Origin of the sequence: Desulfotignum balticum DSM 7044, from assembly GCF_000421285.1 — a bacterium.
Lineage (GTDB): Bacteria > Desulfobacterota > Desulfobacteria > Desulfobacterales > Desulfobacteraceae > Desulfotignum > Desulfotignum balticum.
Genome location: NZ_ATWO01000001.1, coordinates 79,611 through 105,444, shown reverse-complemented (window position 1 = coordinate 105,444; position 25,834 = coordinate 79,611). Strand labels below are relative to the sequence as shown.

The following is a 25,834-nucleotide window of genomic DNA, read 5'->3' as shown; positions in this document are numbered from 1 at the left end:
TCACCTGTTCTTTTTTTTCAGGTTCGATTTCAGGCCTGCGGACGGATCATCTGTATCATTTTCCTGCCGGCCGCCGGGCAGATCCATGACCGGTTCGGCGGCGTTCTTGTCCACCAGCTCATCCGCAATTTTTGCGTCAAACTCATAGATTTTGTCCGGGTCCGGAAGATAGTGTTTGCCATTGACTACTGCGGTCCGGGTGAGCAGTATTTTTTTGGTTGCCATAAATCCCTCTCTTTTGTGTGAAGGCGGCCGGTTGTTCAACCCGCCGCCTGGCATTTAACACGCTGCATCAGGCGGTCCGGACGGATCAGTCAATCACCTGTACTTCGATGATCGCTTCCGGCTGCCAGGGTACCGGCAGGGGCCGGGATTCCGCCAGGAGCCAGAGCACGGACGGATCTTTTTCCAGCCAGGCTTTAGAGAAAATCTGGCCCACAACCTGGGCTTCCGCATCCAGATCCAGGATAATGCCGTACTCGATTGAAAACCGGGCCCGGGAAGCGATCATGTAAATCTTGTTGGCAGGGATCAGATTCTGGTCGTCACCGTCCGAATCTTCATACACAGATCCATAGGAGTACACATCGATGCCACCCAGGTTGCCCATGTAATTGGATGTGGCTTTCCATGTGAATTCCCCGGCAGACAGTCGGCGGGCATCAAACGCCTTGTCGTCTTCCAAAAGGGTCCACAGGGCTTCCGCCGCTTCCGTGCCGCAGATCATGAGGTCCGGGCCATACCCCAGGGCGTTGATCATCATCTGTGACCAGACCTTGACCTGATTCCTGGGTTTGGCTGTATCTGTGGCAGACCACTTGTCGTCACCGGTCAGGGTGATCTGGTGGGCATCGGGCATCAGATAATCCACCTGAAACGCGATATTGTCCTGGGATACCGCCAGGGTGCCGGTCAATGCCTGGGCACACATCCATTCCTTACGGGTATCGATGAGCATCTTCAGGTTCCGCTGTTCCGTAGCGATCTTCTTTTTCCGGGCCGCCATGATGTCCGTGATCCCTCCGGCATAGTAGACCTGGCCGGGGCCGCGCTGACCCAGCAGGTCCTTGGCCGTCATGGGATGTTTGGGCCGGATCCTCGGGGTTTTCACCACGCGGGTGGCCCGGGAGGTCCCCTTGACCACCACCCCGCCTTCCAGGTCGGTGATGAACGGGGCCATTTTCCGGCCGCCCTTTTCAATATCCACTTCCACCGTGTCGGTCTCGTGGGTATTTTCTTCCTTGAACACCAGGTCCTGCAGCATCCGGGGAGGTGTCGGGATCTGCTCGATTGCCCGGGTCTGGACCCTCCAGTCAAGATCAGGTATTTCCAAACTCATGTCGTGTCTCCTTCTTTATATGGTTTTAATGTGCATCCCCGCAACGTCCCGGTTGCAAAGAATTATTTTACGTAAATGCCGATTGACTTGAGTTCGGCAATGGCAGTGGCTTTCTGTTCGTCCGTGATATCGTCCGGCCAGGTCAGATAATGATCAATGGCAACGCCGTGCTCCATGAACACGGCCGGCTCGTCTTCTTCGCTGGCATCCACGTCTCCGTACAGGATACATGCGGCTTCCTGGGACCCATTGATGGCCCGGCCCACAGTGGTGCCACCCAGGGTTCCTTCGCCGTCAACCGTCATGTTGCTGGAGGCTTCGGTCAGCACAATGGCGTTGCCGTCGGTTCCGGTGGCAGCGGCCGTGATCACCACATCGTTTCCATCCGCCTCGGCGGTCACGGTGTCCAGATCTGCGGTCACTGCGGTAACAATATTGGCAGCGGCCGCGGCGGCATCTGCGCCGATAGCTACCTGGCCGGCGGTTGATCTGGATGCCTTCCAGGTAAACGTCTGGTCATCGATCACAAAAGTTTCGTCCGCCACTGCGATACCGGACATCGAGATGGTGCCCTGGGCAGCCACGGCTGCTTCATCCGGGTCCAGCTGCGCCTTATAGCCGGATGCAGTCAGAATCCCGCACACCGTGCCGGACACATGACTGCCTCCGGACAGGGTGCCGGACATAAATACCGGGGGGTGATCCCCGACAAACACGCGGTCCTCAAAAGTCCGCTCGGTCATTCCAAAATCCTGTGCCATGGTTGAACTCCTTTTATATGAAAGGGTTAAGTTTTAAGTGTTAAGTGTTAAGTCAGGAGGCGGACGTATTCTGACGCCTGTTTTTCGATGTCGCTCTGACTGCCCTTGTTGGCGGTGGAATCCCGGCCTTTCTGGGGGGTCACTCCCTGGGAGTGTCCCTGTTGGAGCGCGGCCAGGATAGCGGATCGGCTGGCGCCTTTACCGCCGGCGGCTGCGTCCCCGTCATCGCCTTCTCCGTCGTCATGGCCGGCAGCGTCCGGGACGAAAATACCCTTGAGTGCCTGGACCTGTTCGACACTGGCACCGGACTTCACCACCTGGGTAAAGCTTTCGGCGGCCTCTTCTCCCATGACTGCGGATGCCAGGCCCAGGACCCGGTCCGACTCGCCTGTCACAGCGACGGATACCGCATCCTTGATTTTCTGTTCTGTCTCCGCCCGCTCAGCCTGTTTGCCCTGATCCAGCACCTGGCTGTACAGGTCCGGGTGGTCCCGCTTCAAAGTTTCAAGATCCATGATCTTCTCCTTCTTTAAAATTGATGAAAAATAGGTTTCAAAATCCTGGTCGATCCGGTCGATCAGGCCCAGCTCAAGGGCCTGATCCGCCAGAAATACTTTTCCGTCTGCCATGCCCTGTGCTTTTTCTGTGGACACCCGGCGGTTTCTGGCCACGGCATCGATAAAAATGCTGTAAAGGGTGTCCAGTTTTTCCTGAAAATAGGCCCGGGCTTTTTTATTCAGAGGTTCGTCCTCATTGCCCAGGGCTTTGTATTCGCCCGCCGCCAGATGGGTGAAAGCCAGGCCCATGTCCTGGTTCCATTTTGACCAGTCAATGTGCAGGGTCCGCACACCGATGCTGCCCACGGCCGCGGTCTGGGGAGCGGAGATATCCCGGGCCATCGATGCCAGCCAAAAGGCAGCTGAACACATCTGCCCGTCTGCATAGGCATAGATGTGTTTCTGTTTTCCGGCATCAAACAGAAAATCCCCCAGCTCTTTACACCCGGACACCAGCCCGCCGGGGGAATCCACAAGCAGGCAAATGGCCCGGATCGACGGATCCTTGACCGCGGCTACCACCTCCCGCCGGATCCGCTGATAATTCCACCGGTATAAAGCGCCGGTGATGCGGATCACGGCGACATGGTCCCGGACATCCAGGTTCACGTCGTCTCCGGATCCGGTATCTGAAAACGCGACGGTTTCGACGGATTCGACCACCGCTTCCCGGCCCTGGTAGACAAGATTGGCGATTCTCTCAAGGGCCCCTGGAGTGATGGCCCAGGGCGCGGATAAAATATCCATATCTGTATTAATTTCCGGCGGCATTGTTTCCCTCCTGTTCCGGCTCATCAGGTTCATAAAGAATGGCGGCTGCATCCGCCGGCGGGATCACGTCCAGGGTTTTTTCCATACCGCGCTCAGAAGAGCGCTGGTGCAGGTTGGTTTCGTAATCCCCGCCACCCATCTCCGCAGTCACGCCGGCCAGGGTGGCAATGTTATGCTGGATCGCCAGGATATAGGCTTTGATCTCTTTGAGCGGATCCACATTGCCTTTGCGCGGCGGTATCCAGTCAGCCCGGGTATAAGCGTGGATAGCATCGTAGAAATCCGGCGACCCTTTGGGCAGTATGATCATGCCCCGCAGCCACGCTTCCTCGATCACCATGCGCCACACCGGCTGGCAGAACCCGTCCACCAGCCATTTCTGGTACATGCCGAAGACCCGCCAGGCTTCCAGGAGCGCAGCCCGGGCAGATGAATAATTGGTTTTTGAAAAGTCTTTGGCGATCACTTCATACGGCATGCCGATGGACGCGCCGATGGCTCGAAGGATACGCTCCACAAAAGAATCAAAAGAACCACCCGGGCGGTCGCTTTTCAAAACATGGGGCTTTTCGTTGAGATTGCCGTACAGGATGGTGCCGGGCGCAGCTTCATGGTATCGGGTTTTTTCCGCATCCGGGTCGGTGGACTGAAGTCCCTGGGCGGTGCCGGCGGGATCAGTGGTTTCAACAAAAACCGGGAACGAGGAAGCAATGATGGCGCCCACCAGTTCAAAATCCAGATAATCGTTGAGATCTTTAAAAAATTTCATGGACGGGGCCAGCACAGACACGCCCCGGCTCTGTTCTTCATTTTTAGACACAAAGGTGTGTATCGCGCCGGGTCGGTGTCCGATCCGGGCCAGAGTCCGGGTGAAGCTGGATGAAGACAGATCCATACTGATAAACCCGTCATCCGGATTTGCGATCCAGTAAGCCACGGCCTGGCCGTACCGGCCGAACTCCACGCCGTCTTTGATATTTTTTTCCCAGGTAAAATCATTGGGCGTGTAGACCCGGAGCGGGTCAACCGATTGCAACGCCAAAGAGAAAGTCCGGTCTGGCTGATCGTCGATCATAATCGGCAGGCGGAAGAATTCGCCTTTGACCAGCAGGGTCCGCAGGGCTACCAGGGTGTTCTGCCAGAAGGTCAGCCGGCCGGCGGCATCGCTTTCTCCCTGCCAGATATGCCAGGCCCATTCTGCCTGGGCCTGAAACTCCCGGCTCTGTTCATCGGTCCATCCCAGCACCTTGGCGTTGGGTCTGGACTGGGGTGTCAGCCCCGTGCCGACCGTGTTGACAGTAATGGAGTCGATGCTGGAGGCGGCATGTGTATCATTGGCCGCCAGATCCTCGGCCCGGTCCGCCACCACCTGGCGCTCCCGTCGGGCCGAATATCTGGTGTTCCTGGCTACCAGCCAGTTGGACAAAGTGCCACGGAGACCTGCAGCAGTGCGGGAAACCTCATAAGATCCATACGGATTGGGTCCGCTGGACGGCAGCGGCCGGTTATCAGGACCATACAAAACAGGCGGATTCCCGGTCATCGGGCCACCCGTCCCTGCATGCCCACCATCGTGCCGCGGCCGGTCAATTTATTCTTTTCTTTTTCAAACTCTTTGAGTTGCGCCCAGATTTCCGCCCGGTCCACCCGGGTAAACATCCGGCCGGCGATAGAATAAGATTGATTTAAGCTGACCGCCTTCAGGGCCGCTTTCCATCGCGCGATCTCTTCGTTGAGTTCTGTTTCGGTGAATAACGACATGGTTACATTTTAAAATCCCTGAAAAAAAGAGTTAATATATGTTGCGTTTTCTCTTATCACCTAACACAAGATTTAGGCTTTGTCGTGTACGTGGTGGACGTAGTAGACGTAGTGGACGTAGTAGACAAAAAATTTTGTTTTTTTATTTTTTTTTGAGCAGAAAACTGAAAACAATCACAAAAAAGGCCCTGCCTTTAGGTATGTGGCAGGGCCTGAAAGTTAAAATTTGGCGCGGTTTTAGAGGTCGGCTTTTTTAACCAAACCGGAATTTACGCATATCCCGGCTCCAAAAAAATCATCGCTTATATTTGTTTTGTATGCACGCCATCATCCGTCGCTTTGAAATGATAATGCTTATGATTGGGTTCTTCAAATTCCAGTAAACACAAATTTGCTATATCAACAAGATGCTCTGCATTGCCTGTTTCATTGTACATGTCCAGCCGCTGCCGAATAGAATCAAGACGATTATAAGCTGCTTTACCTTTTTGTTTCAGGCGCCCATATCGAATGGCGCCCATAATTAATCTATTGCGCATAAGCGTTTCAAACCGGACAGACCACTCTGTTTTTTTGAGTTCATCCAATGGCGCCACCCTGATTGTTGCAAGGCCGGCCAACTCATATATATGCGCTCTGATCTGGTCGTGTACGCTATGCACAATCAATATCCTCAAACACTAAGGGCAATTGTGCTTTTAATTCCGCCAACAAGGGAAGCATTAAGGCCCGGATCTGCGGATGTGCCTTTTTGGAGCAGCGGAGTAAAAAAATATGCCGCCATTCCCGGACATTGGCCTTGACCACGATTTCGGTTTTCAGTGAATTGGGCAGCACCTCTCGGGCCTGTTCGGGACGCCAAGCATCTTTACCAGAAAGCAACAAGCAGTAATGATCTTCTATATGTTGCATGATTCTTTTCCAATGTTCTCTTTTTAATTCAGAAGACTCATCCCACCAGCAGGGCCGGATGAACTCCATTTTTCCGTCATACCTCACATACCGGGTGGATTCCTGGGCAAAGGAACACAGCCGGTGCCGCACCAGTTCATGGGTCACGCCCCGGTTGGTGACAAACCGGACAATAATATCGCCGAACTCGATCATGGCATGGTGGCCCCGGTCCCGCATGCGGGTTACAAATTGCTGAGAAGAATGGTCTTTGCATTTGGTGTTGCCACATACCTCTCCTCTATCCCAAAAAGCATCCCAATCAGCTGTGAGGCAATCTTTGTTGTCTTTTTTAATACACCCGATTTTATCCTCACTCTTATAACAGGTACGGCCTGCGACTTCGATTATTTGAAGCAGGTTTTCTGGCAGACTGATGATTTCGTGAGATTGTTCAATAACTTTCATTACATTTCTCCTTTTAAATCATTATATTCATCCATATCATTGGGCACAAACTCTTCATGCCAGCACACCGTGCATTTCAAAAGCTTGCACCCGGCATTGAAATTACTGCCCAGACGACATTCCCATTCCATCCGTGCCTGATCCCGATTGCGTCCTTCCGGCGACTGATCCGGATACACATACACACAGGCTTCCGGGTCCCACACTCCATTGTCCGGGCAAAACTCGCAACTGTTTGACACTCTCACGTGAAAAAGGGCGGCTCCGCATTGTGCACATTTCTTCATTTTCCCTCCATTCTCCCGGGTAAATATTATCTGTTTGATAGCAATTCCTTTTGCCGGGACCGGCGCTATGCCCCTTCCCTGAATTCCTGCTCTGCAATAAACCGCGCCACCACGCTTTCCTTGACCCGGACCCCTTTCTGCCGACCGACACGGAAAGCATCGATCACGCCGGTATTGATCAGGTTGTAAACGTGAGCCCGGCTGCATTTAAGCCGGTCCCGGACCTGTTCCACATTCAGGATTCTGTCTTTTTTTTCCATAACTCCTCAATTCCTCCCATGAATTACCGGTTTCCGAACCATGACGGCCGGGGACGGGATACATGCCGGCCGGTGGATGAATTACCCGGGGGCTTGGTATCGGGTTTCTTTGCCAAAGGATCCGGCAGCAGGTTCACCCCGCCTCCGGGCCATTCCCAGTCCGCCAGGGCGCCGGCGATGACCTCCGCATCCAGGTAATGGTTGTCTTTACGGACCGGCACCCAGGTCTCGATGCCTTTGGCGTTGAGCTGCTTTTCTTCCGCTGTGATCTGACGGGCATAGTCCATCTGGGTTTCACGGTGCAGCCATGCGCCGCCCGACTCACCGGACAAAGATTTGCCCAGGCGCTCGTAAAACATATCTTTGAGCTTGTCTGTGTCCAGGTGAACCAGACGCATGCCCATTTTCAGGGCTTTGCCGGACGGTGTTTTGTTGAGCACCGATCCCATTTTGAGTTTGCCCGGCAGTGGATTGGAAGATCCTTTGGTTCCCCAGACCCGGCAGGTCCGGGAAAACCCCATGTTTTTCTGAAGCCACAAATACGCCTCTTCCGTGGAAGAGATGTCTGTCTGGTATTTACCGCCGCCGGTGTCCAGGGCCGCCCGCCAGATCCGCATTTTCCGGTCTGAATCCTGGACCGGCCAGACCGTGTCAAACAGTATTTTTTCCAGATCATCCCATGTGCCCAGGTGGCCGTAATCCACCAGCCAGCTGGTATAATCTTTTGCCCAGGCGCGGATCACATAGAAAAACCCAATTTTCTGCATATCAAAACCGGCCGTCAGTGCCACAGCACTGGCAGGGATCACCTGGGGCGGCAGATCCGCCCGGCATTTCAGGATTTCTTCGTCCTCCTGTTTAGCCAGGACCTTGTATTCTTTCCACGGCTCTGCGCAGTATCCGTTCATAAAATCCCGCATGTCTGTCTGGGATTTCAACCCCTTGAGAAACGCGGCCGCACATTCGGAAAGGGACACAAAATAAGAGATCCATGCCGGGATATGAAACCCGACTGAGGCCGGGCGGAACCGTTCCAGATATACCTGCAGGGTCACTTTGGCGGTCCGCTCGATCCACACCCCGGCCCGGACCGCCACGTTCCTGGCTTCGTCATCCCATTTAGCCCCGCATGACGGGCATTCGTACCAGGCCAGGTTCCGCCGCTTGATCTCTGTCGGGTCCGCCTTGGATCGGCCTTCCCATTTGATCTGCGCAAAGGTCATCAGATGCAGATGCGTGCATTCCGGGCACCGGGCATGATAATCAAACACGGCCTCGCAATTCTTGATGGCCTGCCAGATATTTCCGGATTCAATGGTGGGAGACGATATCTTGATGAACTTGTATGACGACCGATACGTATTGAATCGTTTGTCGATCAGGGCCAGGGGGTGCGCTTCGGTGCGGCTGATGTTGAATCCTTCCTTGTCGATCTCATCGGCGACCGCGTATTTGATCGGCTTGTTTGCCAGTTTGGATGCAGACCTGGCCCAGCCGAAATATATCGGCATGTGATGCAGCCCGATCCGGTGGGAGGTGGCGTCTTTGCTCACCCCGGTCAAAAACGAAGATAACCGCGGGGAAGACTGGATCATCGGCAGCACCCGGTCGTTGCAGTTTTCCTTGGACGTGTCTTCATCCGGGTATACATACAGCACGGATCCGGCGGCCCGGTCGATGCAGTATCCGATAAAGTTATGAGTGGCTTCTGATCCGCCGGTCTGAGGGGTTTTGCACAATACCACTTCCCGGACACATGCCGTGCCCATGGTGTCCATCACTCCCGTCAGATACGGGGTCACGGAATTACGCCACAGCCCGGGCATGGCCGACATGGTCAACACACGATGTTTTTCCGCCCATTGACTCACCGGCATTGGTTTTCGCTTGCGCCATATTTTACGCTCGGCCCGGGACCATATCACATTCACCAGCCGGCGGATCTTCACTCCTGCCCCGGGCGCCCGGGTCATGCCCGCCATGACAGACGTCCACACGCCGGGTTCACACCAGGCTGGCCGGCCTTTGACAGAAATCCGGCCCGTGAAGGCCGTGTCTTTGAATAATGTATCAGATGGAACGTCAGCCATTTATTCACCTTCCTTTTCACTGTCTTCAAACATCACCATAAAGTTCCGGGTGGTGGCATAGGTGTTCAGCTGTTCGTCCAGGGCCTGGTTCAAGGCGGCCAGAAAATCCGCTGCCCGTTCCGGCGTGCCGTTGACCAAGGCAATCCATTCCCGGACCCGGACATTGAATATATTCCGAAACCCAGAATCCAGCACAGACGCCCGGGCTGCCAGCTCCGCTTCAAATTCCGCCCGGGGAATATACCTGCCCTCCTCTTTTTCCTGCTCAAAATTTTTCCGGCGAAGATCTGCTTCCTGGAGCTTGATGGCGTTCATCAGCTTCGTGGCTTGCAGATTCTTCAGATCCCCTTTATTCACCCCTGTTTTTTCCAGGTGTTTTTCCGCGTACTCCCAGGCCGCCAAAGCAGACACCGACTTGTTTCCGGCAGGGTCCACCGTCGCCTGGATCTTGCCGTTCTCCGCGTCTCGGTATATCTTTGATTTTGACACCTTGTATCCCTGGCCGATCAGGTAATCATTGACCTGCATCAGGCTGGTGAATATTTTCTGATCTTCGGCCATCACGCCCTCGCCTTTTCCGCATGCACCACCCGGCAGTTCTCCCCGGTGATCACGTCATCCGGGTGATACATGCGCAGATACCAGTGCACCTCATCATCCCCCATGAACAGATCCTTGATCCGGTTCCGGATGGTCTTGTTGCGCAGCCCGTTGAAATCGATTTCCGCCAGGGTCTCCGTGGCCGTCAGAGTCACCGGGTATTTTTTGAGCAGATAAGACAGCTCCTGGATCGGGGCCATGCCCGCCGGCGGCAGATACTGTTCATCCTGGGCCAGCTCCATGGTCACGGCCGGAGGCAGTCCGGACCGGATCCACGCCTTGATGTCCACACCCTTTTCAAACGCCTCCCCCGGATCCTTGCCCTGGGGAACCGGCCACCGCCGCGCCTGGGGAAAGTGATCCAGCCACCACTTGGCCGCCTTGCCCCCGGCCAGGTTGTCATCCCCGAAATCCAGGGCCACCAGGATGCGCACCGCCCCTTGCAGATGCCAGTAGATCCCGGCACCGGGCTTGGCCGTGGCAGACCCCAGTGCAATGGACCCCACCATGGACCCGGCCCGCCGGGCAATCAGCATCTCATCCAGGTCTGCCTCCACCACCGCAAACACCCGGTGATCCGGATTGTGCCCGGCCAGATCCATGCCCGACCCCGGCACCACATAATACTTGACATCCTTGTCCGTCTTCAGGTCCTCGGCCGGGCGGCGGATCCGCACCCGGTACAGCGCCCCAGCTTTATATGTCGGAATCACCAGCCCCCTGGGCACCCACAGCATTTTGTCCTTTCCGGTTTTCGGATTGAATACCCGGGGCAGCCCCCAGGCCACACGCGGCCGGAACAGGCAAGGTTTCCCATTTTCCCCGGCAAACCATCCCAGCCTGAAACCCTTCACCGCCTGGAGATCCAGCCCCCGACCGGCCAGATAATGCAGGGCCGTGTCATTGCCCAGCAACGCCTGGTGGGCCGCATCCACAAACGCCCCGGCCTTCACCTGCCATGTCTCCACCGGCGGATCATACGCCCTGGGAACAAACGCCTCAGAACCCGTTGACGGCCCCGCACACGCCGGGCGGTACGATGCCGGGCGATACCCCTCCGGCCGTTCCCGGTCGCACGCCTTGAACGCATCCGGATACGACATGCCCCGGTATTCCACCAGGAACTGCACGTCATCCCCACCGCGCCCGCAGCCACGACACCAGAAAGAACCCCGCCCCCCCCTATCAGCCGGCCAAACGCGAAAACGGTCCCTTCCTCCGCATCCCGGGCACGGGCCGGCCCATTCTCCGCCATTGGTCGTTGCCACCTTCTTGAGAACCACTCCGGCCCCAGACACCAGCTGGACCATATCAGTCATGACCACCTCCATGCGCCCAGGAAGCACAGACCCTGTGCGCGGTTGATTCCCAGCGGGAAGAACTGGACAATTCCGGACCATCGTTTTTTTTCTTCCAGAACAAACAAACATCTGAAAATAAAGGACAATTCTTTTCTTTTTGGAGGAAGGGAAGATCTTTTACTAAAAATTGAAAAATAAAAAATAATAAAAACATTCTAAATATATGTAAAAAAACCTCCCTTCCTCCAGATATGACAGTCCCTGTGTTCGTTTTCATTGTATTTTCAAGCCCTAATTTAGTTTGGAAGAACCAGTTAAAACCCGGTCTGTTCCTCCGCTTTTTCTTCCTTATTCCAGTCAGTCAGAATAAAACATCTCTTTTTGGTCGGTGTGTCCGTCGTCCAGAAGCCCGATGCCGACATACCGAATCGTGCCGGATTTCTTTTTCTCGAACCGCTCTGTCATCCACTGACCGAACCGCTTTTTCTTCGGCACCCGGTTGGATATGTTCTCCCGCCACCACTCCTCGAACCTGGCGTACAGGGCAGACGCAGACGCTTCATATTTTTCGACATCGTCCGGCTTATTGATCAGGCAGCATTCGTCAATGAAATCCCCGACAGAATCCTCATTTTTCTTGTACTCATCCACAGCCGCCTTGACGATGGACGGAGGCGCCAGACCCATCTGCTGCCACTCCAGGCACCCGCGCACCATCCAGGCAAAGATCCCGGGCAGATCCTTTTCCAGTTTTTTGTACAGCAGCGTGTCTGCCCGGCGTTCGTTTTCCTTTTGCGGTTCACGATCCTCAACAAACGACAGCGTAAACGGTATCAGCTTCATGCGCTCCCAGAACGCAAAGTCATTGGCCGGCGCATGCGGCTTGTTGTTGGTCAGCAAAATCAATGTGTGTGACGGCATCCACTGGACCTCATCCCGATCATGAACCCCCCGGGCCCGGATCGGATCACGGCCGGTCAGCCATTTGACTTTGGACGGGCTGATCTTGCACCCGTCATCTGTTTCCGAAGCGAATGCCATCCGGATACCCCGCAGCGTCATCAGGTCCGGAGACGGCCCCGCTGAATTTGAGATCCGGTAAGTGTCCAGCAGCATTTCCGGGCGGATGGTGGCGGCCATCTCCCCAAGGACCTTGCACAGCATGTCCACCAGCATGGACTTGCCGTTCCTGCCCTGGCCGGTCATGACCACGAACACGCTCTGGTAGACCTCTCCCACCAGGCTGTATCCGCATACCCGTCGCATGAATTCAATCAGCGGGACATTGCCGTCAAAAATTTCATACAGCACCTTTTCCCACAGCTCACTGGAGGCCTCGATGCCTTCATCCGGCCAGGAAACCGGTGACGATTTCACCAGGTAGTCCTTTTGCCTGCCCGGCTCCATCTCACCGGTCTTCAAATTCAGCACCCCGTTGGCGCACGGCAGCAGCCATGGTTTCTGATCCACCTCCGTCCCGTCAATGGCCATCGGATCCGCAGACGTATGCGCAAACATCAGGCAATTTTTCCGGCGCCGGGTGGAACGAAGCGCGCTGACCCGGTCATTCAGCTTTTTTCGCCGGGATTCAAGGTGATTTATTTCGTCCCCTTTGTCTCGCAGCTTCCTGATTTCGACTGACAGCCTCTTGGTCTCATCTTCATACGCCAGGGCAACCCCCTCCACGCTGCCCTCGGCATTGTCCATCCGATCCACCACCCAGTGGTGACCGGTCCACTGCATCCACCGGTCCATTGATTTGTTGAACACAAAGTCATCCCGGTAAAGAGCTTTGAACAGCTCTGCATCCCCAAGCTCGTTCCGGTACAGGCACTGCATGATAAAATCCGAATCGATTACAGGCCGGCTGCCATGACCACCATGACTACCTCGAATTCCATCCCGGGTGCCTCGCCCGGATCCAGATCCTGCAGACTTGCCCGCCTTCTTTTCCTCCTCCGCCAGGGCTAACTGTTCCTCATCCGCCAGGCGACTGCACTGCTCCCTGATCTGTTTTTCATCCATTTTGCACCCGAATACAGACAGTTTTTTGGTGATTTTTTTTATTCAAACTTCGAAAATTGCGATTTAAGAGGGCCTTCTTTTTCAGCTTTATAATGCCACGCAAAAAATCTAAAAATGAAAATTTAGGGCTATGGGTGTTTCCCATTTCCCTCCCATTTTCAAATTCAAACTCGCGGAAAAAAAGCGCCCTTATCGACCCGTATAAAAACAAGGCCCAGGAAGGACCCACAGCTTTCCGGGAAGGTTTTACCTTTTGATTTGTAAAACTATGGTGTGGGGTGCGGGGAGCAGATGTCACGATCTCACCTCTCCTGGGTATCGGTTCACCTCTTTGCATGCGGATCTAAAATCGTCCCAGAGATCTTTCGAGATGACCACCGTTTCATTGTCCAGGGTGTCTGCCAGAGCAACCACGGACATGGCAATGTGTTGCAGCCTCTCATACGCCTGTAATTCTTCAACCTTGATCGTCACCCCATCCATATGTGTCGCTCCTGTGAATTGGTATGAATAAAGCCGGATTTACCAAAAAGACGGCTCCGGCGGGCCTTTCAGCGCAAGGAGATAGCATCGTCGCGTGCCCGTTATTAGCGCCACGGTGCCGGGCGCAATTGTAAAATCGGTTTGTTTAAACACGGTATATTCCACCCGGTAGCATGCCGTGTCTATCAAGCAGGTCATATATTTCCAGCATGGTGTTCTCAACCTGCTGCCGGAACTCCAGGTCAATATCCCGGATGCCGTCCGGGTGGCAGTGCTGGTTGAACTGGATCTGCTTGAAGTGGATGCTGCTGTAATACTGGCAGTGGTGTTCCGCGTACTTGAGCATGCCCTCGGCCAGGCTGTGAAAACCCAGCGCGCGGGTGTAGGCGATCACATCGACAATGGTGCGGTCAGTGACTGTGATATCGAACCGGTGAATGGACTCCATCTCCGTCCGGATCTGGTTGGAGAAGATCCATGCCTGGGTTTTTTCTGATCCGGTCTGGTTGATGTGGAACGGACAGAACGCCTCAAGGTCCGCCAGGACATGGACGGACTTGCCTGGGTTATACAACTTTTCCTGCTGAGCCGTCTGCAGGGCCGCGGTGGTCTTTCCGGTGCCTTGTGCACCGGTAAATGATCTGATGATTTTCACAGATCCCTCCCTATGCAATAATGGAAACGGTGCCCGGGATGGCTGGCTGCTCTGTCCGACTCAACAGATAGCCCTTGATCCTTTCAATCGCCACCTGTTTCCATGCAGCGCCGTCGGACATGGTTTCGATGGTGACATTTTTCATTTCCTGCATTATTTTTCCTCCACACTGGTGGTTTTGTGTCCGCAGGCCGGGCAGATCCAGTGATACACGGTGGATCTTTTGCCTTGAACCATCCGGTAAATCGTCATCATTTTCCCGCATCTGCATTTCATGTTCACTCTTTAATCCTCCATACCATCGGCAGGGACAAAAGAAAGAGAATGCCTCCAATACAGTTGGCCCATGGAAACCATGCCCCTTCAGACCCTGCCATGTTGATACCGACTACAAATAATATTCCGGTCAATGCCTTCAAAAAACCTCCTTGGTCCGGGTGCTGTCATCACACAGCGCCCCCGGACCCTCAAAAAATTAATGTTTTACCTGGCTCTGCCAGGCGGTGAGTTCAGCCCGGGCCGCCCGGGCTAATATCGTTTGTTTTCAATGCTATTGGCCTGGGCCTCGTATATAGCCAGGGACTCATCGATATCGTGTTTCGCCTTGCGGCACAGTTCGCGCACCACCGGCAGGGGCTGGCCCTCCCTGAGTGCGGTGTGAAACTCGGCCAGGGCCGGCAGGTCATCCAGGCATTCATCCGCCAAAGTCTCTTTGTCCGGATGAATCTCGCCGTCACACACCAGGGTGCAGCCGACGATCCCGGCCAGATAATCCACGGCGGCCCGGGCAAAATCGGTCCGGCCACGCTCCATGAGTTTTTCCAGGGTAATCCCCAGCATACCCAGGGGATTCTTGGTGATGGATTCGGTGGTGGCCGGATCTGCACTCCATCGCTCCAGGGTTCGGCCGGAACAGTTCCAGATTTTCAGGATCAATGATTTACCCAGATGATAAATTGCGCCGGAATACCATTCCCAGGGCGCGACGGGTGTACGTGTCGGTTCGCGGTTCATTACGACGTTCCAGTTGATGTTTCGGGTTGATAATGTAAAAATGTGGAGATATTTGTCATGAATTTATGCCGCCGGAAAAAGTTCTGCTGCCGTGTCCCATCTTATATGGGAATATCTCGGGAATACGGGGGTGCCGTCATCGGAAACTGCGCCGTATTTAAACGTGACCAAGGCACCGATGGGCTTTTCGACCCACAGCCGGTATCTTTCCGAATCCGTCAACCCGGCACACCGGAACTTGACCCCGTTTGCCAGACGCAGGATCAGGCTGCCGAACGTGCGGCGGTTCTTTGAGTCGTCTTCCGCATCGGCAAATCCGACCAGCTCGGCTTCCATGTCCTGGACCGGTTTAATTTTCACCAGGGCGGCGGATCTGCCCGGGCGGTATTTTTCTGATTTTTTCCTCAGAATGATGCCCTCATGCCCCTGATCAAGATACCGCCGGTAAAACGAACGGATGTCTGTTTCTGTTTTGGGCCGGTCCGTGACCACCCGTTTGATGTGGCTGGTTTCAGGAAGGCTGTTCAGCAGCTTGACGCGCTTCACAGCGGTCATGCCGTCCAGGGCGATATCAAACACATGGAATTCAAGGGCCGCGGTGTCGTCTGATGACCGCTTGCGCCGGGCCAGGCCGTTCAGCTTCTGAAAAGACAGGTCCCCGGTATATATCTCGCCGTCCAGGGGATACTGTCCACAAGGGTGTGCCATCAGCTGATCGACAATGTGCTTCACCGAATAAATCCGGTTTCCGTTCCGGGTGTACAGGCCTTTTTTTTCCGGGTCCCACATGGCCCGGATGCCGTTCAGCTTGGGCTGGCACAGATACCGGTCCGCCGGGAAGTTGATGTTGTCGATATTTCCGGTGGCGGCCAGCATGGGAGATTTGGTAAAACTTTTCGTTTCAACCGGCATGGTGAATTCTCCTTGTTTGTCGGTGGTTTTTTCCATATCCATAGACCGGGTGATTTTGACCAGTGCCGCGGATCTGCCGGGCTGATAGGTCTCTGATTTTTTTTTCAGAACAATGCCGTCATGGCCCATGTCGAGACACCGCATGAAAAACCGGCGGATTCCAAATTCATCTTTGATTTTGCAGGCCGGCACCTTTTTGACATGGCTGGTTTCCAGCATCAGGCGGAGCGTCACGTAGGTCCGGGCCGCATAACGATCCAACCACGCGATATCAAACACATGAAATTCAAACGACATTGTTTTACTGTTGGGCTTTTTCCGTGAAATCAGATCTTTCATTTCCTTTTCGGACAGACCCGGTGCGCAGATCACGCCGTCCACCGGGTATTCTCCCATATGAGGCAGGCACGATTTGGGGTGGGGATCCGGATACGAATGGTTTTTAAGCTGCGCGACAATATGGTCAACGGAATGGATCTGAGTGCCGTCACTGGTGTTCAAAGTCATGGTTTCCGGGTTCCACATGGCCCGGATCCCTTTCAGAAGCGGCTGAAAATAATATCGATCCGGCTGAAGATGGTTGATGTCATCGACGCTGCAGGTGGCTGCCAGCATGGGAGCTGTCGCAAACCTGTGTTTTTCGACGTTCCGTTCCTGTCTTTTAAATGATAAGGATATCATGCGGCTTCTCCTTGTTTGGTGGTTTTGCCTGGGAACATGGTTGATTTTGTGGTATGGCCGGTCATATTTTTTACTATTAACAGAGGACAATTTGATTCATGGAACATCCAAACGTGCTGAACAAATTCATAGATACGAAAAACAATGTTACGTATGAGATATGGGCATACCGGAAGCTTACCCAGACAGAAATACGCACGGCTGTTCGGGTGCATCTTTCTAAAAGAAGAGCCTTGCCCAAAAAAGGCCGCCTCATAAAGATATGCAGCCTTATCGGACACAATGACTAAGCCCCTCTATCAGCTGTGACAACTGATCCTGGTTTATTTCGATGGTGGCGGCGGTCCCGTTTTCCCATACAGTCAACTCGGTTTTATCGGATTCCGGATGGGTGGAAATGGCATATGATGCCCGGAAAAATTGTTCGGCAAAAGTCTCACTGTTCGTTTTCACGCCATCTTTCTGTACATCCACGCCTTGAATGACGGAACGCCGGTCATTTCGACGTTCCAATTGATCTGTCTGCTCGATAAGGTGAGAATGACAGTGGTTGAGGAGGGTTTGACAAAACAACTGCTGGCTCCAGGCATCCGGGAATGCTTCTTTCAGCAGGACTTCAAATGCTTGCAGTATGGGTGACTGACAGTCGGATTCTGATTTGTTGCTTTTCTTTTTCATGCGGCTTCTCCTTGTTATCGGTGGTTTGTTTTCTGGTTGATCTTGTGATAATGAAAAACTGTTGAATTCCATAAATAAACGGGAAAGGACATTAAAATGGGAAATAAGAAACCCGGTTTTACGCTTGAACAGCATGATCAGCTTGGCCTTGAGCTTCAGACCATTTTTGACCGAATGGGAGCCATCAAGGCGGATCTTGGCGTTTGCTATCCCAGAAGCGGAAAAGATGGCAAAGCTTACCAGAGGATGGCAAAGGTCATCGATTATATCAATGACATCCGGTCTGAAATGGATGAGTTTGCTTTTAATGAATTCAGCCATATCCAGGACCTGGACACCAAAAAACTGTATTACCGGGCTTTGAGAGATGACCATATCACGCACCCTAAGCCGATACACCCATATCCAGAAGAGTAGACCTGGCATCCTCTTTTTCATCGTCGACCAGGCCGTATTTGATTTTGTACATCTCGGCATACATGTTAAACTTGTCAGCAGACTTGGCGGCATAGATGACTTGCTCTGAAAGTATCGCGTCAGCCCGGTCCAGATAAAACGCCTTAATATCTTCAGGGGTGTCAAGGTTGGTGAGAACGAATTCCTCATCTTCGACATTGTAAGCTGCATACTTGCCATTGGGCTGCTTCAGGATTTCAATGCGTAAAATGTTCATGGCGGGACCTCCTGTTATTGGTTGACGAAACGCCTGTCATTTCGACGTTCCAATTGATCTGTCTGCTCGATAATGTGAGAATGACAGGTGTGTCGGTTGTTTTCCTTTTTCATGCGGCTTCTCCTTGTTTGGTGGTGGGCAGCTGGGCAAAGGCCAGTTCTTTTTCAAGCACGGAGAAGTCAATACCAGACAGGCATGTCAAGACATGGTCATTGATTTTGTAAAGTGTTGCGCACACCTGGCTTTGGTTATCAAGATTGATCTGGCCGGAAGCGGCGAGGTTCAACAGCTCCCGGGACTGTTCTTCAAGTTCCTCAGCCAGCGCCAGGTCTTCCGGGTGATAGGTGAACCAGACATAATCCGATGTGACAGCTTCATATTGGTCATAAAATTGTTCTGGGCTCATGCGGCTTCTCCTTGTTTGGTGGTGGGCAGCTGGGCAAAGGCACGCCGGAGATCTTCCGGGGAGGCATCTTTCCACTGCTGGGTGGTTTTTGCGGGAAAATCTTCTGACAATTTTACCGCTAACGGCCAAGAAACTGGCCTTTTCCCTGAAAGTGTCAGTGAAACTGTGGCCGGGCTAAGGCCATATCGTTTGCAAATATGTTGTTGTTTGATCTTCATGCCTGCAAAATTATGGGAATATTTTGCAGATGTCAACAAATATTTTTTGCAAATTGCAAAAAATATTTTAAGTATCTGAAAAAACTTTGCTTTTTTTACCTTTGCTTTTTGCAGATCAGTTACAGTATGGTATTTTTATGGATAATAGAGATGAAATTTTGCGAGCGTGGCTCAAATATTATTTTGAACACAGCCCTAAGATGAACAAAAGCCAAGTTGCAGCGGCGGCTGGCATAAAACCCTCAAAAATCACCTATATTCTTACCGGTAGGGTCGGAGCAGATGGGGAAAAGTATTTACAACCATTTCCATTTGAACTGCAAAAAAAAATATTGGATGCTACCAAAACATCTGAAAAAGAGGCGATCAGGATCGGCAAAAATGAACTGGAGCCAGACAAAGATAGAATTCAAAAATATATTGATGAAGCGATTACAAAAAAAATCAAATACGTCCCTTCTGAGCCTCAACACGACTCCACTGCCGGGAACATTGTTCCTATTGACCATCAGCACGCCGAAATAATCAAAAAATTTCAAAACCGGGACCTGGCACTGGTGATTAACCAAGAGCTCCTTGATCTGGAATCCATGGACCCTGACAAATTGAAATCAGTGTTGGATTTTATCAAATATCAAAAAAATGAAGCAGAAAAAGAAGCCGCCAAAAAAAGAGATGCGTCAAATTACAAGGAATAATTGCCGGATCATACGTCTATATTAAATGATGAACAATGTTTCAATTGGAAGAAATACCTAGTCCATATAGGGGTTTTTACCTATCGAAAACTTATAAGGAGGCCAACATGTTTCTGTTCTTACGAACAATTACCCTTGTATTCGTATTATTCTTTTCGTTCGTTTTTAGTTCAGATGTGCGGGCTCAGCCGTTTGCTGTCTATTCCGGAACAGGGGATGATGTACAGACCATATCCAAACCGGACAAAAACATGCCGGCGCTGTTGGCGATATCAGGAAACAGCGCAGGCAGGCACTTTGCCGTGATAGCAAGGGACGGCTCAGGAAACCGGGTAAGGGCTTTAGTCAATACCACTGATGCCTATGCTGGTATTGTTCCAATCGATTTGCCGCCACGGACCGACACAACATTGCTTGAAATCAAAGCATCCGGTGGGTGGCGAATCAAGGTTTATTCGATTGGTGCGGCTCAAAGGGCAAAAGTGCCAGGTGTTTTCAATGGAGAAGGTGATAATTTGATCGTATTAAAAGGCAACCCAAAATTAGCAAATGTCCGAGGTAATTCAGCCTCACGGCATTTTGCCGTTATCGCATATGATAAAGGCGGAAATCGATTGGGTGCGAAGGTCAATACAACGGACCCTTACAACGGAACTATAATCTTGCCAAGCAGAACCCTTTTGCTTGAAATTAAAGCGGTCGGTGGCTGGACTGTAGATCTTCAATAATTCGTTGTGGCATAGGTCAATTGGGAGAACTACTTAATCCATATAGGGGTTTTTACCTATCAAATAATCTATCAGGAAGGCCGTTCATGGATCCTCAAAATCAATGCCCAAAATGCGGAAAGCCCAGAAAAGAATCAGATATTGACTGCCCATATTGCGGTATTGTGTATTATAAATATGAGGCGATTCAAAAACGTAAGGCAGAAGCGCCAGATCCGACCCCGCGGCGGCCGCACCTGAAAAACAAAAACAATCTCCAATAATCTCCCTTCCAGTCAAACTGCTGGTGGCCGGTGTCGTCTGTCTGTTTGTTGCTGCTGTCCTATTTGCGCCGGAAAGCACCCAGCCACCGCCGCCACCGAAAGCAACGGTGTCTAAGCCCCAGCCCACGGCGGCACAAAAGGCAGCCATGGCAGCCAAAAAAGAAAGGGATCGTGCCGAAAGGGAGCGGCAAAAGGCGGAAGAATATGAGCGCTGCAAGATCGATTTGCAGTGCTGGGGAAAAAAGCACTCATTGAGAGCGACTTACGCCAGTCAGGAATCAATTGAAAAACTGGCTAAATATGATTTTGAGTGGGTGGATGGCTTTTGGGGCAGCAAGTTGACACATTGGAAGTGGCTGGACGAAAACAAATACACCCTGGTTTATTTCGGTGACCAAATTAAGCTGCAAAACGGGTTCGGTGCATGGCAGCGGTGTATATATATGGTGAAATATGATCCAATCAATGAAAAAGTCCTGGGAGTTGATATCGAGCCGGGACGATTATAATAACAAGGGTTTTTACCTATAAACAAAAAAAGGATAACCATGAACCAGCCGGTGCCATTTATGATTAAATTCAAATTAGCGCCCAGCGAAAAAAACAAAAACCCATTACTGGAGCACATTGAAGGAGCAAACGCCACAATATGGGTTTTTGAATTGCTGGAAAAAGAAGCCCTTAACAAAGCTACCAGGTATGTTCAAAGCCTTGGCTGGGAGGTCGATTCTCTTTCGGATCTTTCCACAGGCCTGCCAGCGCCTCTTTCTCAGATGGATATACGTACAGCATCGGCTTACCTGGATGCTGAGCTTCTTGGGATTTGCGGGCGGTTTGATGCGTGGCCGAAGCGTCCTCAGCCGGGCGTTTTTTATTCGGTTCCAATGGACAAGCCTCCTAAAAAGTAATGGAATATTTAAGGATAATTCTACCATGAAGCGCTAAGGTTGTATAGACTTTTATATACATGTATATACAACAGTTTTTTGAATCCATAAAAGGGGGCACTTCTCATGTTCTTCACTACCAAAACCTACGTCAAAAGATCCATCGAGCGGCTGTACGGCATTATTCAGGGCATTGATATAGACTGCCACATCAATGACCGGGAGATCGTCGCATTGAAAAAATGGCTGGATACCCACGATGTGCTGCACCATGAAGAACCGTTCAGGGACCTGGTTTATCTGGTTTCTGAAATCCTGGAAGACGGGGTGGTGGACGCTGACGAAAGAAAGCTGCTGTCGGAATGGTGTTCAAACGCATTGAACGAAACCGGGTTCCTTGGTTGTGTGACTCAGTCCACCCGCCGGCTGCACGGCATCCTGTCCGGGATTGTCTGCGACGGACAGATCCGGGCGGAAGAGCTGACAGGGTTGCAGGACTGGCTGCTGGATTATGAGCAGATGAAAGACTGGTGGCCGTTCAACGAGCTGAAAAAGCTTCTGGATCAGATTATGGCGGACGGAAAGGTGGATCCGGAAGAACAGGAGGCCCTGCGCGATTTTTTCTCAAGCTTCACAGAGCAGGTGATTGACGATCCGAAAATTTTTGACAATGAATACTGGATGGACCCGCGCATGATATCCTTGTCCCCGGTGTTCAAATCTATATCGACCATTTGTGAACCTTCGCCTGTCATCCGTTTCAATGGCAAAGAATTTTGCTTCACCGGCCCGGCCGCTTCCGGAAAAAGAAGCCACCTGGCGGCAGCAGTGGAGCAGTTGGGCGGGGTCCACCGGAAAAACCCGGTCATCAGCCTGGACTATCTTGTCATCGGGGCGCAATCTTCCCCGGCATGGGTGTATTCCACCTACGGCCGGAAAATTGAAGCGGTCAAGCAGCGAAAGGAAACCGTGCCGGACTGCCAGACACAGATTGTCAAAGAGGCGGATTTTGTATCTGCTGTTACGGCCAGAGGGCTTGGTTTTTGATCAAAGAAATCAATCCTGCACCTGCGTCACTGACACCTTCAGGGCCATGGCCAGCTTTTCCAGGGTGGCGGTCCGGTTAGTGTTTTCCGCCCGTTCCATCTGAGACAGGGCCGCCTGGGTGATGCCGGCTTTTTTTGCCACCGCTTTCTGTGTCATGCCCAGGTAAAGGCGCCAGGCTTTGATCAGCGGCATATCTTCCAGGATGGCTTTTTCCGCCACTTCCCGGGGAACGGAATCCGGTTCAATGCTTTCCGGCAGCATCGCCAGATAATCGTCATAAGGAATCACGGCAAATGCCGGTATCCCGTTTTGTCTGATCACCTGGACGTTATTTGTATGTGCGCTCATTTCTCTTTTTTACCTCCTGAATTTCAATGATTTCAAGCTCAGCAGTGAAGAACACCCGCCACGACTTTACCCTGAATTTTAACAGCTGGGTGGTTTTGTATCGGCTGACCCTGACCGGTGTGTCCGGATAAGATTCCAGCTGGTTGATTTTGTGGACAATCTCCGCTTTGACGGCCTTGTCTTTTATTTTCTTGATTTGCCGGATCGCTTTGGTTTTATATCTTATCTGGTTCATGCTGGAAATATAAGCTTATATTATAAGATCGTCAATAATAAATATAAGCGTAATTGCAAAAAACATGGTTTTCCCTGCAAAAATTTCTTGACACCCGCTGCGATCATCCTGTAACGTACACACATCACACAGCGCCCCCGGACCTCCGCAAGGAGGTCACGATGGCAAGACAATTTGAAAAACCCGGACAGGCCCGAAAACCTGCTTCGGGTTTTTTGCGTTCAAACCTGCCGATAAATCTCAAGCCCGGCCAGATCCGGCGTGGTGACTACTGCCACCGGTTCCAATCCTGTTCCCAAAAAAATCAAATTGATCCCAAACAGATCGTCTGTCTGATCTGTGAACGCTTCATCCCGCTGTTCACCGGAGTGGACCCGCTGGCCCAGGCCATCACAATGGGATACAGGGTTGGATTCAAAACCATCAAGGCGGCCCTGGCGTTTGAAGCCAATGCGGGCATTGCTTCAAAAACAGAAGCCTACAGAAAAAAACTGTCCGACCATACCAAAAAATCCGGTATAGAAAAGAAACCTGCCCCGCCACCTAATCCAGATCCCGCGCCCATGACAAAAAAATGTGGCAACCCCAGATGTAAAGATCCGGTGTTACCTGCCACGCCCAAGTATTTTTATCGGAACCGGACCAATGTGGACGGTCTGAGTTGTTATTGCAAAGTCTGCCAGAACGCCACACAAAAAAAATCACTGATAAAAAAACAGGAAAAGGACCGGCGGAATGCAGTGGCTGGTTTTCTGAAAAACACCGGCTGGGTGAAGGCGGGTCCGCCGATCGGCAGGGAGGTGGAGGCATGATTAAGCTCTCCATCGAACCAATCTATCACGTCCCCCGGATAACAAAACAACTGACCCCAAACTGAAAAGGAAAATTAACGGTGAAAGAAGCAATAAAGACGCAAGACTGGGTAGATAGTCCCTATTATCTCAGGGACCTTACAGACCTGTATAAAGTTGGTTCCCGTGTGGACGCGTGGCGTGACTTTCTACTGTCAGAAAAGATAGATGTATTGAGAAAGTTGGGAATGCTCGTCATGAGTTTCAATCAACACGATCTGTTTAACCGGCTCATTATCAGGCTGGATTGCTCAGAGGATGAGGCTATGGCGGGTATCAGGTCTGTCATGCGACCGGGACATGAACGGGACGTCGCTTTTTTCCGGCGGTCAATTCACGACAAGACCGCATGGGCGTATTTGCCACTCAGTTGCTTTGCTGACGCCCAGGGCTTCAACGAATGGGATCGGGACAAAGAAATCTGGCAAAGCGATATTTTGAAGTTCAACCCAATGCCTCAACTGATGGTTGGCGTGGAAAAGGAATGGAATGTTGATCCGTCCTGCTTCACATTTTCACACAAGATTCGGAGAAGACAATACGGCGCCAGGGAGAGATATGCACAGGTGTCATTTAACCATCCACACCTGGATCAGCGGTTCAAGGGCAACCAGCACGTTGTGAGTGGCACGTTTCCCGTGGATGAGGAAATTAAAGCCATCAAAAACAACTTGATGGAATTGGCTATGGACGTATGTGCAAAACAATCGGTTTGTGTGGAAGGGGGAGGAGACAATGGTTGATGTGCAACACCTACAGAAGGTGCATGTAGCGTACCGGGCTGCGCTTGATGGCGGCCTAATTCCATGCGGCGGATCATGTGAAAGATCACTACCGATTTTACAAATGTACCGGTGCTACCACTGCGGGCTTTATTTTTGCCCCGCATGTGCACCGGCGCATTTCGGGCAGCGGAAAAGCAGCTTTAAGATTAATCGCCGGGATCTGGCTGAGGAGGTGTTTCATGGCTGATCACTCTTTCGTAGACACATCTGGTAAAGCATGGACAGCCTGTTGTGAGTGCAATCGTGGCGTTAGGGGGAATGATCCTGACAAATGTTCATGCGGGTGGAAAAGTACCGAATGGGACGGCACAGGCTGCTTTCTCGGCACGGCCATTGTCGGAGAACCATCGAAATCTAAAAAACTATCCCGATCTCAAAAAAGATACCGGCGGTATCTTGAGTATGGTGATTGCTTCGATTCTTTTATTGACTTTTGCAGGCATGAAGACGCTCTTAAGGCCAGGGAGGTGACCCATGCTCAATAAACAATGCCCGGACAAAATCGATTGGACGGACTGGACCTGGAACCCTATTTCAGGATGTTTGCACGGCTGCGACTACTGCTACATGAACCGGATGGAAAAACGGTTTCCCGGTATCAATAAACCCGCGTTCCACTTTGACCGAATCGACAAATTTTTAAGATCCAAAAAAGTGAAACCAGGTGAAAAGATATTCGTTGGTTCTTCAGGAGATATGTGGGGTGAATGGGTTCTTGATGAATGGATATCTGCCGTACTGGATGTCGTGGAATTGACCCCAGAATTCACTTATCAATTTCTCACAAAAAACCCTGATGGCTACGCCGATTGGGAGTTCTTTCAAAACTGTTGGATTGGAACCACCGTGGACGGGACATCCAGGACCGAAAACAACCTGTCTACACTGGTCAGATCGGTGCCTAAACAGTTCATCCGGTTTGTTTCTTTTGAGCCCCTGATCAAAAATCCGAGCATCAATGAGTCAGTGTTCCAGGAACTTGACTGGATCATTATCGGCGCAGACTCTACCAGGGGCGCGAAAAAAACTCCCAACACCTGGGCAGAGTTTATCATCGATATGGCCAGGGAATTTTCTATACCGATTTGGGTCAAAGATAATTACCAGTATTATGATGTCATCAAAGAATTTCCGAAAACAAAGGCGGTGAATCCATGAAAG

37 protein-coding genes are annotated in these 25,834 nt (G+C 51.9%); 9 read left to right on the top strand and 28 right to left on the bottom strand.

Features of this window, described 5'->3' with window-relative positions; translation table 11 throughout:
- From K365_RS0100635 to K365_RS27740, 25 genes are all read right to left on the bottom strand, one after another.
- On the bottom strand, positions 1-225 hold the full coding sequence (locus K365_RS0100635) for a hypothetical protein (protein ID WP_034624733.1): 225 nt from the start codon (positions 223-225) through the stop codon (positions 1-3).
- An 85-nt stretch (positions 226-310) separates the two neighbouring features.
- Positions 311-1,339, bottom strand: a complete 1,029-nt coding sequence (locus K365_RS0100630) for a major capsid protein (protein ID WP_024333110.1) — start codon at positions 1,337-1,339, stop codon at positions 311-313.
- A gap of 62 nt (positions 1,340-1,401) precedes the next feature.
- Positions 1,402-2,100 (bottom strand): head decoration protein, encoded by a 699-nt coding sequence (locus K365_RS26240; protein WP_024333109.1) that lies wholly within the window; start codon positions 2,098-2,100, stop codon positions 1,402-1,404.
- A gap of 47 nt (positions 2,101-2,147) precedes the next feature.
- Positions 2,148-3,428, bottom strand: coding sequence for a S49 family peptidase (locus K365_RS0100620; RefSeq protein ID WP_024333108.1), 1,281 nt, complete (start codon positions 3,426-3,428; stop codon positions 2,148-2,150).
- Positions 3,412-4,971, bottom strand: a complete 1,560-nt coding sequence (locus tag K365_RS0100615; protein WP_024333107.1) for a phage portal protein — start codon at positions 4,969-4,971, stop codon at positions 3,412-3,414. Before K365_RS0100615 ends, K365_RS0100620 begins: the two co-directional genes overlap by 17 nt.
- The gene (locus tag K365_RS0100610) at positions 4,968-5,189 is read right to left on the bottom strand and encodes a DUF6148 family protein (RefSeq protein WP_024333106.1); all 222 of its coding nucleotides are present in this window, start codon (positions 5,187-5,189) and stop codon (positions 4,968-4,970) included. The genes K365_RS0100615 and K365_RS0100610 overlap by 4 nt, the downstream gene beginning before the upstream one ends.
- 302 nt (positions 5,190-5,491) lie before the next feature.
- Entirely contained in the window at positions 5,492-5,851 is a 360-nt protein-coding gene (locus tag K365_RS0100605) for a hypothetical protein (RefSeq protein ID WP_024333105.1), read from the bottom strand.
- Positions 5,844-6,548, bottom strand: a complete 705-nt coding sequence (gene thyX / locus K365_RS0100600; protein WP_024333104.1) for an FAD-dependent thymidylate synthase — start codon at positions 6,546-6,548, stop codon at positions 5,844-5,846. The genes K365_RS0100605 and thyX overlap by 8 nt, the downstream gene beginning before the upstream one ends.
- On the bottom strand, positions 6,548-6,835 hold the full coding sequence (locus K365_RS25465) for a hypothetical protein (protein WP_034624729.1): 288 nt from the start codon (positions 6,833-6,835) through the stop codon (positions 6,548-6,550). The genes thyX and K365_RS25465 overlap by 1 nt, the downstream gene beginning before the upstream one ends.
- 65 nt (positions 6,836-6,900) lie before the next feature.
- Entirely contained in the window at positions 6,901-7,095 is a 195-nt protein-coding gene (locus tag K365_RS0100590) for a helix-turn-helix domain-containing protein (protein ID WP_024333102.1), read from the bottom strand.
- A 23-nt stretch (positions 7,096-7,118) separates the two neighbouring features.
- Positions 7,119-9,185 carry a terminase gpA endonuclease subunit gene (locus K365_RS0100585; RefSeq protein WP_024333101.1) on the bottom strand — a complete coding sequence of 689 codons (2,067 nt, stop codon included), beginning with the start codon at positions 9,183-9,185 and terminating at the stop codon, positions 7,119-7,121.
- A complete protein-coding gene (locus K365_RS0100580; RefSeq protein WP_024333100.1) occupies positions 9,186-9,746 on the bottom strand; it encodes a hypothetical protein in 561 nt (186 codons plus the stop codon). It lies immediately after the preceding gene.
- The gene (locus K365_RS0100575) at positions 9,746-11,104 is read right to left on the bottom strand and encodes a primase-helicase zinc-binding domain-containing protein (protein WP_024333099.1); all 1,359 of its coding nucleotides are present in this window, start codon (positions 11,102-11,104) and stop codon (positions 9,746-9,748) included. Before K365_RS0100575 ends, K365_RS0100580 begins: the two co-directional genes overlap by 1 nt.
- Positions 11,097-11,363, bottom strand: a complete 267-nt coding sequence (locus K365_RS27755; RefSeq protein ID WP_156887652.1) for a hypothetical protein — start codon at positions 11,361-11,363, stop codon at positions 11,097-11,099. The genes K365_RS0100575 and K365_RS27755 overlap by 8 nt, the downstream gene beginning before the upstream one ends.
- 80 nt (positions 11,364-11,443) lie before the next feature.
- On the bottom strand, positions 11,444-13,111 hold the full coding sequence (locus K365_RS0100565; protein ID WP_024333098.1) for a DNA primase family protein: 1,668 nt from the start codon (positions 13,109-13,111) through the stop codon (positions 11,444-11,446).
- Positions 13,104-13,409: a hypothetical protein gene (locus tag K365_RS0100560; RefSeq protein WP_024333097.1), complete on the bottom strand. Its 306-nt coding sequence runs from the start codon at positions 13,407-13,409 to the stop codon at positions 13,104-13,106. Before K365_RS0100560 ends, K365_RS0100565 begins: the two co-directional genes overlap by 8 nt.
- Positions 13,406-13,594 (bottom strand): hypothetical protein, encoded by a 189-nt coding sequence (locus K365_RS0100555; protein ID WP_024333096.1) that lies wholly within the window; start codon positions 13,592-13,594, stop codon positions 13,406-13,408. The genes K365_RS0100560 and K365_RS0100555 overlap by 4 nt, the downstream gene beginning before the upstream one ends.
- A gap of 145 nt (positions 13,595-13,739) precedes the next feature.
- Positions 13,740-14,249, bottom strand: coding sequence for an AAA family ATPase (locus K365_RS0100550; protein ID WP_024333095.1), 510 nt, complete (start codon positions 14,247-14,249; stop codon positions 13,740-13,742).
- A gap of 10 nt (positions 14,250-14,259) precedes the next feature.
- Positions 14,260-14,514, bottom strand: a complete 255-nt coding sequence (locus tag K365_RS27750; RefSeq protein ID WP_156887651.1) for a hypothetical protein — start codon at positions 14,512-14,514, stop codon at positions 14,260-14,262.
- A gap of 263 nt (positions 14,515-14,777) precedes the next feature.
- On the bottom strand, positions 14,778-15,263 hold the full coding sequence (locus tag K365_RS0100530; protein ID WP_024333094.1) for a hypothetical protein: 486 nt from the start codon (positions 15,261-15,263) through the stop codon (positions 14,778-14,780).
- 63 nt (positions 15,264-15,326) lie between these two features.
- Positions 15,327-16,856, bottom strand: a complete 1,530-nt coding sequence (locus K365_RS0100525) for an ATP-dependent DNA ligase (protein WP_024333093.1) — start codon at positions 16,854-16,856, stop codon at positions 15,327-15,329.
- Positions 16,857-17,126: 270 nt separating this feature from the next.
- Positions 17,127-17,855 (bottom strand): hypothetical protein, encoded by a 729-nt coding sequence (locus K365_RS27745; protein WP_156887650.1) that lies wholly within the window; start codon positions 17,853-17,855, stop codon positions 17,127-17,129.
- 64 nt (positions 17,856-17,919) lie between these two features.
- On the bottom strand, positions 17,920-18,207 hold the full coding sequence (locus K365_RS0100510) for a hypothetical protein (RefSeq protein ID WP_024333090.1): 288 nt from the start codon (positions 18,205-18,207) through the stop codon (positions 17,920-17,922).
- Positions 18,208-18,316: 109 nt separating this feature from the next.
- On the bottom strand, positions 18,317-18,613 hold the full coding sequence (locus K365_RS0100500; RefSeq protein WP_024333089.1) for a hypothetical protein: 297 nt from the start codon (positions 18,611-18,613) through the stop codon (positions 18,317-18,319).
- On the bottom strand, positions 18,610-18,831 hold the full coding sequence (locus tag K365_RS27740; protein WP_156887649.1) for a hypothetical protein: 222 nt from the start codon (positions 18,829-18,831) through the stop codon (positions 18,610-18,612). The genes K365_RS0100500 and K365_RS27740 overlap by 4 nt, the downstream gene beginning before the upstream one ends.
- Before the next feature lie 137 nt (positions 18,832-18,968).
- Here K365_RS27740 and K365_RS0100490 point away from each other — a divergent pair, with 137 nt between their 5' ends.
- Together K365_RS0100490 and K365_RS0100485 are read left to right on the top strand one after the other, a co-directional pair.
- The gene (locus tag K365_RS0100490) at positions 18,969-19,529 is read left to right on the top strand and encodes a hypothetical protein (protein WP_024333088.1); all 561 of its coding nucleotides are present in this window, start codon (positions 18,969-18,971) and stop codon (positions 19,527-19,529) included.
- A 107-nt stretch (positions 19,530-19,636) separates the two neighbouring features.
- Positions 19,637-20,257, top strand: a complete 621-nt coding sequence (locus K365_RS0100485; RefSeq protein WP_024333087.1) for a hypothetical protein — start codon at positions 19,637-19,639, stop codon at positions 20,255-20,257.
- Between the two features lie 84 nt (positions 20,258-20,341).
- Here the strand turns inward: K365_RS0100485 and K365_RS27735 are convergent, their stop codons facing one another.
- A complete protein-coding gene (locus tag K365_RS27735) occupies positions 20,342-20,668 on the bottom strand; it encodes a hypothetical protein (RefSeq protein WP_156887648.1) in 327 nt (108 codons plus the stop codon).
- Here K365_RS27735 and K365_RS0100475 point away from each other — a divergent pair.
- The 3 genes from K365_RS0100475 (at position 20,667) to K365_RS0100465 (ending at position 22,454) form a co-directional block, all read left to right on the top strand.
- Positions 20,667-21,029 (top strand): hypothetical protein, encoded by a 363-nt coding sequence (locus tag K365_RS0100475; protein WP_024333086.1) that lies wholly within the window; start codon positions 20,667-20,669, stop codon positions 21,027-21,029. The two genes, K365_RS27735 and K365_RS0100475, sit on opposite strands and share 2 nt — an antisense overlap.
- 39 nt (positions 21,030-21,068) lie before the next feature.
- Positions 21,069-21,428: a hypothetical protein gene (locus tag K365_RS0100470; RefSeq protein WP_024333085.1), complete on the top strand. Its 360-nt coding sequence runs from the start codon at positions 21,069-21,071 to the stop codon at positions 21,426-21,428.
- A 105-nt stretch (positions 21,429-21,533) separates the two neighbouring features.
- Positions 21,534-22,454 (top strand): BRCT domain-containing protein, encoded by a 921-nt coding sequence (locus K365_RS0100465; RefSeq protein ID WP_024333084.1) that lies wholly within the window; start codon positions 21,534-21,536, stop codon positions 22,452-22,454.
- Positions 22,455-22,463: 9 nt separating this feature from the next.
- On the opposite strand, the gene K365_RS0100460 is transcribed toward K365_RS0100465, so the two are convergent.
- On the bottom strand, positions 22,464-22,802 hold the full coding sequence (locus K365_RS0100460; RefSeq protein WP_024333083.1) for a helix-turn-helix domain-containing protein: 339 nt from the start codon (positions 22,800-22,802) through the stop codon (positions 22,464-22,466).
- On the bottom strand, positions 22,783-23,037 hold the full coding sequence (locus tag K365_RS0100455; RefSeq protein WP_024333082.1) for a type II toxin-antitoxin system RelE/ParE family toxin: 255 nt from the start codon (positions 23,035-23,037) through the stop codon (positions 22,783-22,785). Before K365_RS0100455 ends, K365_RS0100460 begins: the two co-directional genes overlap by 20 nt.
- Before the next feature lie 161 nt (positions 23,038-23,198).
- On the opposite strand from K365_RS0100455, the gene K365_RS0100450 reads away from it, so the two are divergent.
- From K365_RS0100450 to K365_RS0100435, 4 genes are all read left to right on the top strand, one after another.
- Positions 23,199-23,849, top strand: coding sequence for a hypothetical protein (locus tag K365_RS0100450; protein ID WP_024333081.1), 651 nt, complete (start codon positions 23,199-23,201; stop codon positions 23,847-23,849).
- An 80-nt stretch (positions 23,850-23,929) separates the two neighbouring features.
- A complete protein-coding gene (locus K365_RS0100445; RefSeq protein WP_024333080.1) occupies positions 23,930-24,631 on the top strand; it encodes a hypothetical protein in 702 nt (233 codons plus the stop codon).
- Between the two features lie 273 nt (positions 24,632-24,904).
- Positions 24,905-25,144: a hypothetical protein gene (locus K365_RS0100440; protein WP_024333079.1), complete on the top strand. Its 240-nt coding sequence runs from the start codon at positions 24,905-24,907 to the stop codon at positions 25,142-25,144.
- Positions 25,145-25,147: 3 nt separating this feature from the next.
- Positions 25,148-25,831, top strand: a complete 684-nt coding sequence (locus tag K365_RS0100435) for a DUF5131 family protein (RefSeq protein ID WP_084489702.1) — start codon at positions 25,148-25,150, stop codon at positions 25,829-25,831.
- The last annotated feature ends 3 nt before the right edge of the window (positions 25,832-25,834 follow it).

Coding starts and splice junctions, on each gene's coding strand:
- K365_RS0100635 (WP_034624733.1), bottom strand. CDS start 225: ATGGCAACCAAAAAAATACTGCTCACCCGGACCGCAGTAGTCAATGGC.
- K365_RS0100630 (WP_024333110.1), bottom strand. CDS start 1,339: ATGAGTTTGGAAATACCTGATCTTGACTGGAGGGTCCAGACCCGGGCA.
- K365_RS26240 (WP_024333109.1), bottom strand. CDS start 2,100: ATGGCACAGGATTTTGGAATGACCGAGCGGACTTTTGAGGACCGCGTG.
- K365_RS0100620 (WP_024333108.1), bottom strand. CDS start 3,428: ATGCCGCCGGAAATTAATACAGATATGGATATTTTATCCGCGCCCTGG.
- K365_RS0100615 (WP_024333107.1), bottom strand. CDS start 4,971: ATGACCGGGAATCCGCCTGTTTTGTATGGTCCTGATAACCGGCCGCTG.
- K365_RS0100610 (WP_024333106.1), bottom strand. CDS start 5,189: ATGTCGTTATTCACCGAAACAGAACTCAACGAAGAGATCGCGCGATGG.
- thyX (WP_024333104.1), bottom strand. CDS start 6,548: ATGAAAGTTATTGAACAATCTCACGAAATCATCAGTCTGCCAGAAAAC.
- K365_RS25465 (WP_034624729.1), bottom strand. CDS start 6,835: ATGAAGAAATGTGCACAATGCGGAGCCGCCCTTTTTCACGTGAGAGTG.
- K365_RS0100590 (WP_024333102.1), bottom strand. CDS start 7,095: ATGGAAAAAAAAGACAGAATCCTGAATGTGGAACAGGTCCGGGACCGG.
- K365_RS0100585 (WP_024333101.1), bottom strand. CDS start 9,185: ATGGCTGACGTTCCATCTGATACATTATTCAAAGACACGGCCTTCACG.
- K365_RS0100580 (WP_024333100.1), bottom strand. CDS start 9,746: ATGGCCGAAGATCAGAAAATATTCACCAGCCTGATGCAGGTCAATGAT.
- K365_RS0100575 (WP_024333099.1), bottom strand. CDS start 11,104: ATGACTGATATGGTCCAGCTGGTGTCTGGGGCCGGAGTGGTTCTCAAG.
- K365_RS27755 (WP_156887652.1), bottom strand. CDS start 11,363: ATGAAAACGAACACAGGGACTGTCATATCTGGAGGAAGGGAGGTTTTT.
- K365_RS0100565 (WP_024333098.1), bottom strand. CDS start 13,111: ATGGATGAAAAACAGATCAGGGAGCAGTGCAGTCGCCTGGCGGATGAG.
- K365_RS0100555 (WP_024333096.1), bottom strand. CDS start 13,594: ATGGATGGGGTGACGATCAAGGTTGAAGAATTACAGGCGTATGAGAGG.
- K365_RS27750 (WP_156887651.1), bottom strand. CDS start 14,514: ATGCGGGAAAATGATGACGATTTACCGGATGGTTCAAGGCAAAAGATC.
- K365_RS0100530 (WP_024333094.1), bottom strand. CDS start 15,263: ATGAACCGCGAACCGACACGTACACCCGTCGCGCCCTGGGAATGGTAT.
- K365_RS0100525 (WP_024333093.1), bottom strand. CDS start 16,856: ATGATATCCTTATCATTTAAAAGACAGGAACGGAACGTCGAAAAACAC.
- K365_RS27745 (WP_156887650.1), bottom strand. CDS start 17,855: ATGGCTGAATTCATTAAAAGCAAACTCATCCATTTCAGACCGGATGTC.
- K365_RS0100510 (WP_024333090.1), bottom strand. CDS start 18,207: ATGAACATTTTACGCATTGAAATCCTGAAGCAGCCCAATGGCAAGTAT.
- K365_RS0100500 (WP_024333089.1), bottom strand. CDS start 18,613: ATGAGCCCAGAACAATTTTATGACCAATATGAAGCTGTCACATCGGAT.
- K365_RS27740 (WP_156887649.1), bottom strand. CDS start 18,831: ATGAAGATCAAACAACAACATATTTGCAAACGATATGGCCTTAGCCCG.
- K365_RS0100490 (WP_024333088.1), top strand. CDS start 18,969: ATGGATAATAGAGATGAAATTTTGCGAGCGTGGCTCAAATATTATTTT.
- K365_RS0100485 (WP_024333087.1), top strand. CDS start 19,637: ATGTTTCTGTTCTTACGAACAATTACCCTTGTATTCGTATTATTCTTT.
- K365_RS0100475 (WP_024333086.1), top strand. CDS start 20,667: ATGGCAGCCAAAAAAGAAAGGGATCGTGCCGAAAGGGAGCGGCAAAAG.
- K365_RS27735 (WP_156887648.1), bottom strand. CDS start 20,668: ATGGCTGCCTTTTGTGCCGCCGTGGGCTGGGGCTTAGACACCGTTGCT.
- K365_RS0100470 (WP_024333085.1), top strand. CDS start 21,069: ATGAACCAGCCGGTGCCATTTATGATTAAATTCAAATTAGCGCCCAGC.
- K365_RS0100465 (WP_024333084.1), top strand. CDS start 21,534: ATGTTCTTCACTACCAAAACCTACGTCAAAAGATCCATCGAGCGGCTG.
- K365_RS0100460 (WP_024333083.1), bottom strand. CDS start 22,802: ATGAGCGCACATACAAATAACGTCCAGGTGATCAGACAAAACGGGATA.
- K365_RS0100455 (WP_024333082.1), bottom strand. CDS start 23,037: ATGAACCAGATAAGATATAAAACCAAAGCGATCCGGCAAATCAAGAAA.
- K365_RS0100450 (WP_024333081.1), top strand. CDS start 23,199: ATGGCAAGACAATTTGAAAAACCCGGACAGGCCCGAAAACCTGCTTCG.
- K365_RS0100435 (WP_084489702.1), top strand. CDS start 25,148: ATGCTCAATAAACAATGCCCGGACAAAATCGATTGGACGGACTGGACC.